The following is an 8,701-nucleotide window of genomic DNA, read 5'->3' on the forward strand; positions in this document are numbered from 1 at the left end:
TTTTGAATGCGCTGCGGGATGAATTCGGCCGTCGGCCGATTGACATGCCTCAACGACGTTAACAGGATGCCGTCCGAGACTGGCGAGCCGTTTCCCCAGCCCCGTCTGCCCCCATTCAACCCAGGAGATGCCCATGTCAGACGATGTCGTCATCGTCAGCGCCGCCCGCACCCCGGTCGGAAGCTTCAACGGAGCGTTCGCAACCCTTCCCGCCCATGATCTCGGCGCCATCGCCATCAAGGCCGCGCTGGAGCGCGGCGGCATCGAGCCCGGCCGGGTCTCCGAAGTCATCATGGGCCAGATCCTGACCGCCGCCCAGGGTCAGAACCCGGCCCGCCAGGCCTCGATCAATGCCGGCATTCCGGTCGAGAGCCCGGCCTGGGGCGTCAACCAGCTCTGCGGCTCGGGCCTGCGCACCGTTGCGCTCGGCTATCAGGCGCTGCTCAACGGCGATTCCGAGATCGTGGTCGCCGGCGGCCAGGAATCCATGAGCATGGCTCCGCACGCCCAGTACCTGCGTGGCGGCGTCAAGATGGGTGCAGTCGAATTCATCGACACCATGATCAAGGACGGTCTGTGGGACGCCTTCAACGGCTATCACATGGGCAACACCGCCGAGAACGTCGCGCGGCAGTGGCAGATCACCCGCGCCCAGCAGGATGAGTTCGCGGTCGCCTCGCAGCAGAAGGCCGAAGCCGCGCAGAAGGCCGGTAGATTCAACGACGAAATCGTTCCCGTCACCATCAAGGGACGCAAGGGCGATGTCGTCGTCAGCGCCGACGAATATCCGCGCCATGGCGCAACGGTCGACGCGATGGCGAAGCTCCGTCCGGCCTTCGAGAAGGACGGCACGGTCACCGCGGGCTCTGCGTCGGGTATCAATGACGGCGCTGCGGTCGTGGTGCTGATGACCGCCAAGCAGGCTGCCAAGGAAGGCAAGAAGCCGCTCGCGCGCATCGTGTCCTGGGCGCAGGCCGGCGTCGATCCGAAGATCATGGGCTCGGGCCCGATCCCGGCCTCGCGTGCCGCGCTGAAGAAGGCCGGCTGGAATGTCGGCGATCTCGACCTGATCGAGGCCAACGAAGCCTTCGCGGCGCAGGCCTGTGCCGTCAACAAGGATCTCGGCTGGGATACCTCGAAGGTCAACGTCAACGGCGGCGCGATCGCGATCGGCCATCCAGTCGGTGCCTCCGGCGCGCGCGTTCTGGTGACGCTGCTCCACGAAATGCAGAAGCGCGATTCAAAGAAGGGTCTCGCCACGCTGTGCATCGGCGGCGGCATGGGTATAGCGATGTGTGTGGCGCGCGACTGAAGATAGTTGCCGCGTCATTTGCGCGTGCGCTGCACACGTGACTGAGTGCGTTGCACGCGATTAAAAAGGCGGCGGTTGCAAATCAAATATTCTTCGCAACCGTACAAGCCTCGACTAAATACAAACGCCCGGCTCGACGCCGGGCGTTTTGTTCTTGATGTCCGTCAAACGTCCCCCATAATCCGCGCTTAAAAACGATCACTCAGAAACGTCCGAAGAGTCCAAGCAAGGGAAGGAAATTCGATATGGCACGTGTTGCATTGGTGACGGGTGGTACGCGGGGCATCGGAGCTGCGATCAGCAAGGCGCTGAAGGCAGCCGGCTACAAGGTTGCGGCGAGCTATGCCGGCAACGACACCGCGGCGGAGAAGTTCAAGGCCGAGACCGGCATCGCCGTCTACAAATGGGACGTCAGCAGTTTCGATGCTTGCGCCGAGGGCGTGAAGAAGGTCGAGGCCGAGATCGGCCCGATCGACGTGCTCGTCAACAATGCCGGCATTACCCGCGACACCGCCTTTCACAAGATGACGCTCGAGCAGTGGAACGCCGTCATCAATACCAACCTCGGTTCGCTGTTCAACATGACGCGTCCAGTCATTGAAGGCATGCGTGCGCGCAAGTTCGGTCGCATCATCTCGATCTCGTCGATCAACGGCCAAAAGGGACAGTTCGGCCAGGTCAACTATTCCGCGGCAAAGGCCGGTGACATCGGCTTCACCAAGGCACTCGCGCTCGAGAACGCCAAGGGCGGCATCACCGTCAACGCGATCTGCCCCGGCTACATCAACACCGAAATGGTGCAGGCCGTGCCGAAGGACGTCCTGGAAAAGAACGTGATCCCACAGATCCCGGTCAACCGGCTCGGCGAACCGGAAGAGATCGCGCGCGCGGTCGTGTTCCTGGCGGCGGACGAGGCCGGCTTCATCACCGGCTCGACGCTGACCATCAATGGCGGCCAATATCAGGCCTGATGGCGCCAATTCTCTCCGCTGAACGTCGCTGAGCCAAATGCCTGTAGCTTCAGGCGCGACAAGGCGATAGTGAAGACGAAAATGCCCGGCCTCGTGCCGGGCATAAACGTCCTCAGAGCCTTTGATCGATGACTCCCCGCACGGCAACGCTGATCGGATTGACCGCGATCCTGATGTGGTCGCTGCTGTCGGTGATGACGGTGGCGACCGGAAAGATCCCGGCGTTCCAGCTGGCCGCGATGACGTTCGCAATCGGCGGTCTCGTCGGCCTGCTCACCTGGATCGGCCGCGGCGAGGCGGCCAAAAGCCTGCGTCAGCCGCTGGCCGTGTGGGCCGTCGGTGTCGGCGGGCTGTTCGGCTATCACGCGCTGTATTTCATCGCGCTGCGCTTTGCGCCGCCGGCTGAAGCCGGCTTGCTGAATTATCTGTGGCCGCTCCTGATCGTGCTGTTCTCGTCGTTCCTGCCGGGCGAGCGGCTTGCCGTGCATCACGTCGTGGGCGCCGTGCTCGGCCTCGTCGGCACCGTGCTGCTGTTCGCCGGGAACACCTCCGGCTTCACGCAGGGTCAATTGCCGGGATTGGCCGCGGCCTTCATCGCAGCGTTCGTGTGGGCGACCTATTCGGTGCTGTCGCGCCGATTGAAGGCGGTGCCGACCGATGCGGTCGCGGGATTTTGCCTCGCCACCGCGGTGCTCGCCGCGCTGATGCATGGACTGCTCGAAACCACGGTGTGGCCGGACACGACCTTGCAATGGCTCTCCGTGATCGCGCTCGGCATCGGTCCGGTCGGTGCTGCGTTCTACGCCTGGGACATCGGCATGAAGCGCGGCGACATCCGCGTGCTCGGCGCCGCGTCCTACGCGACGCCGCTACTCTCGACCGGCTTCCTCATCGCCGCCGGATTCGCCAATGCCAGCGCCAACATCACCATCGCGGCGATCCTGATCGCCGGCGGCGGCCTGATAGCCGCGAAGGACATGGTGCTGCGAAAGCGGTAGCGTCATTGCCGGCGCAAGCCGAAGCGACGGGGCCTTAGGGCTCCCAGCCCTTGGGCGCGAGCTCGAACTTCGCGAACTCGAAGGCCGGCGCCACAGTGCAGCCGACCAGGGTCCACTCGCCGGTGGTCTCCGCCGTCTGCCAAGCATCCGCCGGCACGATCGCCTGTGGCCGCTCGCCGTTCAACAGGTCCGTGCCGAGCCGCACCTCGTGCTGAGAGCAGCCGTCATGGGCGATGCGCAGCGTCAGCGGGCTGCCGGCGTAATAGTGCCAGCTCTCGACAGCATCGATGCGGTGCCAGTGCGAACGCTCGCCGCGCGCCAGCAGGAAGTAGATGAGGGTCGAGCGCGCGCGGCCGTTGGAGTCGGTGGTCTGATCGCGAAACGTCTCGCGATAGTGCCCGCCTTCGGGATGCGGTCGGAGTTCAAGGCGCGCGATGATCTCGGCTGCGGTCGGCATCGATTCCCGTCAGGATTTGATCTTCAGGACTTGTTCCTCAAGATTTGTTCTTGCGCTCGCGCAGTTCGCCGAATACCGCGGTGGCATCCGCGCCCTTCATGTGCAGCCTGGCTGCGATCGACGGTTCATCGGCGCGCAGGAACACGTTTGTCCGCTTTTCATCACCAAGCAGCGAGGGAATGGTCGGCTTGTTCTCGGCCCGCAGCCTCGCCACCTCGGCCGCGCGCGCCTGCAGCGCCGCATTGTCGGGGTCGACGGCCAGCGCGAACTTGACGTTGGACGCCGTGTATTCATGGCCGCAATAGAGCTTGAAGTCGTCGGGCAGGGCACGCAGCTTCAGAAGCGAATCCCACATCATCGGATAGGTGCCCTCGAACACGCGGCCGCAGCCGATCGAGAACAGCGTGTCGGCGGCGAACAGCGCTTTCTCGGTGTCGAACACGTAGGAGATGTGGTCGAGCGTGTGGCCGGGCGTCTCCAGCACGCGCCCCAGCAAGCTGCCGACCTTGACGATTTCGGCGTTGGCGACGCGCAGGTCGACGTCTGCGATCTCAGTGGTCTTGTCATGCGGCGCGACGACGCGGCAATTGTATTTCTGCTTGAGTTCGGCGACCCCGCCGACATGATCGCCATGATGATGGGTGATCAGGATGTCGGTGAGCTGCCAGCCCTCGCGCTCGAGCGCCTTCAGGATGGGGCCGGCCTCCGGCGCGTCGATCGACGCCGTCGCCTTGGTTTCCACATCGTGGATCAGGTAACCGAAATTGTCGTTTAAACAGGTGAAAGTACGAATTTCGGCGGCCATGTCATCTCCGATCGCGCTCAGCTCCGTCAGACAAATATGGCGTTAACGTTGCGCAGGCAATGCAATATTCCGCGCGCGGGGGCCGCCTCGTGCATGTTACATTGCGATCATGACCATTGATGTCGTCGACCTCCGCGAGTTCTACTCCCGTCGCCTCGGGATTGTGGCGCGGCAAATGATCAATCGCGGCATTCGGGAGCGCTGGCCGCGCGTCGATGGCCAGCGGGTGCTCGGCTTCGGCTATCCCACGCCCTATCTCGGGTTGTTCCGCGAGGACGCGGAGCGCTGCATCGCCTTCATGCCGTCGGCGCAGGGCGTCCTGAAATGGCCGACGGGACGGCCGGCGCTCGCCTCGCTGGTGGATGAGTTCTCGCTGCCGCTTCCCGACGCCGCGGTGGATCGCATCCTGCTGGTCCACGCACTGGAAATGTCGGACGATCCGGCCGCGCTGCTGCGCGAGGCGTGGCGCGTGCTGTCGCCGTCCGGTCGCGTGATTGCGGTGATCCCGAACCGGCGCGGGGTGTGGACCCGCACCGACAGCACGCCGTTCGGTCACGGCCGGCCCTATTCGCGCTCGCAGATCACCGACCTGTTGCGCCAGACCTGGTTCACCCCGACCGCCTGGGGCGAGGCGCTGTTCATGCCGCCCTATGCGGGCGGTTGGGTGCTGAAATCCGCGCAGATGTGGGAGCGCGCCGGCGCGGCGCTGTCGCTGCCCTTTGCCGGCGTGCACATCGTCGAGGCGACCAAGCAGGTCTACCGCGCGATCCCCGCCAAGCGCGAGCGGGCGCGGCTGATTCCCTCACTGGCGAAGCCAGTGCTGGTGCCGTCATCGACGACGGCGACGCGCGGCTAAAAACAAATCGTCCCGGACATGCCGGGACGATTCAGGTCAGGGTATCTGGCGCAGGATGTCCGGCGAAAGGTTTACTCGCCGGGGGCCACTTCGTCGCTCGAGGCGGCCGGAGCGGCTTCGCGCTCGGGGCGCGGGCCATTCGGGCGGCGGCGCCGCCGCGGAAAGCGCTCGCCACCACCAGCACCTTCGAAGCCGGCCTGGCCGGGCGCGCCACTGTTCACCTGCGGCTGCGGACCGGTGATGAAGGACGGCAGACGATCGACGCTGACCGCGTCGGCGACGACGGGCTGGGGCTGGTTCAGCGGCAGCGGTTGCGGCTGGGGCTGATATTGCGGCTGCGGACGATGGTCGCGTTCGCGATGCTCGCGCGGCTGCTGATTGTCGCGCTGATAGTGGTTGTCGCGGGGCTGATGATCACGCGGCTGATGATCGCGCGGGCCGTCGCGGTCGCGCGTGAAGGGCGGCGGTGGCGGCTGTGGGACAAACCCCGGCTCTTGGCCGAAATTCGAGAAATTCTCGCCGTCGTCCTCGCCGTCGTCGCCGCTGCTATTGTTGATCGGCTCGTCGCCGCGTGGCTGCTGGTTCTGCCGGAACTGTTCCTGAGCCGTCGCGATCAGGCGAAAATAATGCTCGGCATGCTGGTAGTAGTTCTCGGCCGCAACGGGGTCTCCGGAAGAGCGCGCGTCGCGCGCGAGCTGGAGATATTTTTCAGCAATATGCGAAGCCGTGCCGCGGATCTTGATGTCGGGTCCGTTGGACTCGTAGACCCGGGTCATCGGGTTCTGGCCGCGCCGGTTATTATTGTTGTTATTGTTATTATTATTGTTGCGGTTGCGCATCCGCTGCTTGTTCTGACCGTTTCTCATGTCCTGCCTTTAATTCCAGCCCTAAAGGTTGCACGCATTACTGATTGCCGAGAGTGACCTGATGACAGCGGTTCACATCGCTTGCGCGCAACCGCACGCAAGAGCGGATTGATCCTTGCCGATGTTCGTCGACCGTCGCGTTCAACAAAAGACGCGTTCCCCACCGCCAGCATCCATCGCCAGCGAACCCATTCATATCGCCTGCCGAAATAAGCCCTGCTTTGTTGCGTAAGTCTTCAAGCGCAATATCAGGCTTTCGTTCACGTTGCGGTCGGTAAGCAGCGCAGCTCAAATGGCCATCGCGCTCAACAGGACCTGCGGCTTGGAACCTTTATCAGTAAGCTCTCGCCCGAGAGCCCGGCTTTCGCCCGTAAGTCTACGGGGCCGGCACCGATGTGTTGATCGGAAGGTAGTCGTTCCCAAGGGATATTCCAAGAGGTTTTTTGCAGCCCAATTCGGCTTTTATGGGGGCATTTTCCGGGCCGAAACCGCCCGCGGGATGCCCGCCAGATCGGCCTTGGGCGGCCTGTCCACGACCAACGCGGCAGCCGTCAGCAAGGTTTCAATATTTCGGGCCTGGCCCTGTCCGGCCTCGACGATCAGTGCTCCGCCGGGGGCGAGACGTTCAGCCGCCTGCGGGATCAGGGCGCGATAGGCGTCGTAACCGTCATTGCCGCCGTCGAGCGCCAGATGCGGATCATGCTCGCGCACCTCGATGCTCAGTTTCGGAATTTCTGCCGACGGGATGTAGGGCGGGTTCGACACGACGAGGTCGAACGGGCCGCGGAGCGCCGCTGCGTAGGAGCAGGCGACGAAGCTGGCGCGGTCGGCGAGGCCCAGAGCCGCGGCGTTGTCTCTGGCGGTGTTGAGCGCGGTCAGACTGAGATCGGTGCCGACGCCGAAGGCGCCGGGAATTTCGTGCAGCAGCGCGAGCAGGATGGCGCCGGATCCGGTGCCGATATCGGCGATGCGCGGGCGCTGTCCCGATATCGTGAGCCCACGAAAGATCTCGAGCGCGAGCTCGACCACCGTCTCGGTATCGGGACGCGGCACCAGGGTCGCCTCGGATAGCTGGAACGGCAAGCCCCAGAATTCCCGAGCGCCGAGAATGCGGGCGACCGGCTCATGCGCGAGCCGGCGCTTTGCGTACGCTTCCAGCCGCGCAGCCTCTTCAGGTGCGAGTTGCCGGGCCGCCTGCGTCACCATGCCGGTCAGATCAAGCCTCAGCGCAGCCCCTACGAGCAGGCGCGCATCGAGAGCGGGCTGCTCGATGCCGGCCGATTGCAGCCGTGCCGCAAGCGCGCGCCGCGCACTCTCGATGCTGTGTCCGGGATCGAAATCTGTCGCCAATGGAACCATCCTGCCTGGCATCGTGGATAGGCCGGCTGGCTTGCTTGCGTCAACGGAAAGGAGCGCGTCAGATCGCGCCTCGCACCGACGGAGGGATCCATGACGCGCTACGACGATCAGAACGTCTTCGCAAAAATCCTGCGCGGCGAGATCCCCTGCTTCGAGGTTTTCAGGGACGACCGTAGTCTCGCCTTCCTCGATATCATGCCGCGCTCGCCCGGGCACACGCTGGTCGTTCCCCGGGCGCCGGCACGCGGCATCCTCGACATCGCGGATGACGACCTCGCCGCGGTCGCCCGAACCGCCAAGCGGATCGCGATTGCCGCGATGAAGGCGTTCGACGCCGAGGGCATCATCCTTCAGCAGTTCAGCGAGCCGGCCAGCGGCCAGGTGGTCTTTCACCTGCACATGCACGTCATGCCGGTCAGGGCCGGAATCGAGCTGCTGCCGGCGCAGACGCGCAAGGAGGACCTGACGGTGCTCGCCGCTCACGCCAGGCGAATGATCGCCGCTCTCTAGACGCCGAGATAGCGCTGGAGCAGCTCCGGCTGGGCCTTGAGCTCCCGCGCCGGCCCCTCGTGCACGATGTGTCCGTTGTTGATGATGTAGATCCGGCTCGCCAGCGCCAGCGTCGCCGCCAAATTCTGCTCGACCAGCACGATGGTCTGGCCGGCGGCGGCGAGCTCGCGGCAGGCCTTGACGAGATCGTGGACAATGACGGGCGCGAGCCCCTCGAACGGCTCGTCCAGCAGCACGATCTTGGGGTCGCGCACCAACGCCCGTGCGATAGCGAGCATCTGCTGTTCGCCGCCCGACAGCTCGGTGCCGCGGTTGCTACGCCGCTCCTTCAGTCGCGGAAACATCTCGTAGATGCGGTCGAGAGGCCAGCGTTTGGGCGCCGTGATCCCGGCGAGCAGGATATTCTCTTCCACCGACAGGCTGCCGAAAATGCGGCGCTCCTCGTGCACGAGCTGCATGCCGGCCTGCGCGATTCTGTGGCTCTTTCGTCCGGCGATATCAATGCCGTCGAACTTCACGCTGCCGCTACGCGGCGTCACGACGCCCATCAGGCTCTTCAGCGTGGTG

General features: G+C 64.5%; 10 protein-coding genes. 5 read left to right on the plus strand and 5 right to left on the minus strand.

Features of this window, described 5'->3' with window-relative positions; translation table 11 throughout:
* Positions 1-133 precede the first annotated feature (133 nt).
* The 3 genes from IVB48_RS00645 (at position 134) to IVB48_RS00655 (ending at position 3,281) form a co-directional block, all read left to right on the plus strand.
* A complete protein-coding gene (locus IVB48_RS00645) occupies positions 134-1,312 on the plus strand; it encodes an acetyl-CoA C-acetyltransferase (RefSeq protein WP_027515119.1) in 1,179 nt (392 codons plus the stop codon).
* 245 nt (positions 1,313-1,557) lie between these two features.
* Positions 1,558-2,283, plus strand: a complete 726-nt coding sequence (gene phbB, locus IVB48_RS00650) for an acetoacetyl-CoA reductase (protein WP_027568024.1) — start codon at positions 1,558-1,560, stop codon at positions 2,281-2,283.
* A 128-nt stretch (positions 2,284-2,411) separates the two neighbouring features.
* The gene (locus IVB48_RS00655; RefSeq protein ID WP_247396465.1) at positions 2,412-3,281 is read left to right on the plus strand and encodes an EamA family transporter; all 870 of its coding nucleotides are present in this window, start codon (positions 2,412-2,414) and stop codon (positions 3,279-3,281) included.
* A 34-nt stretch (positions 3,282-3,315) separates the two neighbouring features.
* On the opposite strand, the gene IVB48_RS00660 is transcribed toward IVB48_RS00655, so the two are convergent.
* Complete coding sequence (locus tag IVB48_RS00660) at positions 3,316-3,738, minus strand: cupin domain-containing protein (RefSeq protein WP_247396468.1); 423 nt, start codon at positions 3,736-3,738, stop codon at positions 3,316-3,318.
* Between the two features lie 37 nt (positions 3,739-3,775).
* Positions 3,776-4,543 (minus strand): hydroxyacylglutathione hydrolase, encoded by a 768-nt coding sequence (gene gloB / locus IVB48_RS00665; RefSeq protein WP_027568021.1) that lies wholly within the window; start codon positions 4,541-4,543, stop codon positions 3,776-3,778.
* Positions 4,544-4,652: 109 nt separating this feature from the next.
* On the opposite strand from gloB, the gene IVB48_RS00670 reads away from it, so the two are divergent.
* Entirely contained in the window at positions 4,653-5,399 is a 747-nt protein-coding gene (locus IVB48_RS00670; protein WP_007599158.1) for a methyltransferase domain-containing protein, read from the plus strand.
* A 71-nt stretch (positions 5,400-5,470) separates the two neighbouring features.
* On the opposite strand, the gene IVB48_RS00675 is transcribed toward IVB48_RS00670, so the two are convergent.
* Together IVB48_RS00675 and prmC are read right to left on the minus strand one after the other, a co-directional pair.
* Positions 5,471-6,265 (minus strand): DUF4167 domain-containing protein, encoded by a 795-nt coding sequence (locus IVB48_RS00675; RefSeq protein WP_247396482.1) that lies wholly within the window; start codon positions 6,263-6,265, stop codon positions 5,471-5,473.
* 462 nt (positions 6,266-6,727) lie between these two features.
* Positions 6,728-7,624: a peptide chain release factor N(5)-glutamine methyltransferase gene (prmC, locus tag IVB48_RS00680; protein ID WP_247396484.1), complete on the minus strand. Its 897-nt coding sequence runs from the start codon at positions 7,622-7,624 to the stop codon at positions 6,728-6,730.
* Between the two features lie 90 nt (positions 7,625-7,714).
* On the opposite strand from prmC, the gene IVB48_RS00685 reads away from it, so the two are divergent.
* The gene (locus tag IVB48_RS00685) at positions 7,715-8,134 is read left to right on the plus strand and encodes an HIT family protein (protein ID WP_247396488.1); all 420 of its coding nucleotides are present in this window, start codon (positions 7,715-7,717) and stop codon (positions 8,132-8,134) included.
* Here IVB48_RS00685 and IVB48_RS00690 read toward each other — a convergent pair.
* Positions 8,131-8,701 (minus strand): ABC transporter ATP-binding protein (locus IVB48_RS00690; protein WP_247396489.1); only part of this gene is annotated, 571 nt, incomplete at its 5' end. The two genes, IVB48_RS00685 and IVB48_RS00690, sit on opposite strands and share 4 nt — an antisense overlap.

This window comes from Bradyrhizobium sp. 76, assembly GCF_023073025.1.
Taxonomy (GTDB): domain Bacteria; phylum Pseudomonadota; class Alphaproteobacteria; order Rhizobiales; family Xanthobacteraceae; genus Bradyrhizobium.

What these genes read in the sequence shown, in the direction of transcription:
- IVB48_RS00645 (WP_027515119.1), top strand. Translation starts at nt 134, where the DNA reads ATGTCAGACGATGTCGTCATCGTCAGCGCCGCCCGCACCCCGGTCGGA.
- phbB (WP_027568024.1), top strand. Translation starts at nt 1,558, where the DNA reads ATGGCACGTGTTGCATTGGTGACGGGTGGTACGCGGGGCATCGGAGCT.
- IVB48_RS00655 (WP_247396465.1), top strand. Translation starts at nt 2,412, where the DNA reads ATGACTCCCCGCACGGCAACGCTGATCGGATTGACCGCGATCCTGATG.
- IVB48_RS00660 (WP_247396468.1), bottom strand. Translation starts at nt 3,738, where the DNA reads ATGCCGACCGCAGCCGAGATCATCGCGCGCCTTGAACTCCGACCGCAT.
- gloB (WP_027568021.1), bottom strand. Translation starts at nt 4,543, where the DNA reads ATGGCCGCCGAAATTCGTACTTTCACCTGTTTAAACGACAATTTCGGT.
- IVB48_RS00670 (WP_007599158.1), top strand. Translation starts at nt 4,653, where the DNA reads ATGACCATTGATGTCGTCGACCTCCGCGAGTTCTACTCCCGTCGCCTC.
- IVB48_RS00675 (WP_247396482.1), bottom strand. Translation starts at nt 6,265, where the DNA reads ATGAGAAACGGTCAGAACAAGCAGCGGATGCGCAACCGCAACAATAAT.
- prmC (WP_247396484.1), bottom strand. Translation starts at nt 7,624, where the DNA reads ATGGTTCCATTGGCGACAGATTTCGATCCCGGACACAGCATCGAGAGT.
- IVB48_RS00685 (WP_247396488.1), top strand. Translation starts at nt 7,715, where the DNA reads ATGACGCGCTACGACGATCAGAACGTCTTCGCAAAAATCCTGCGCGGC.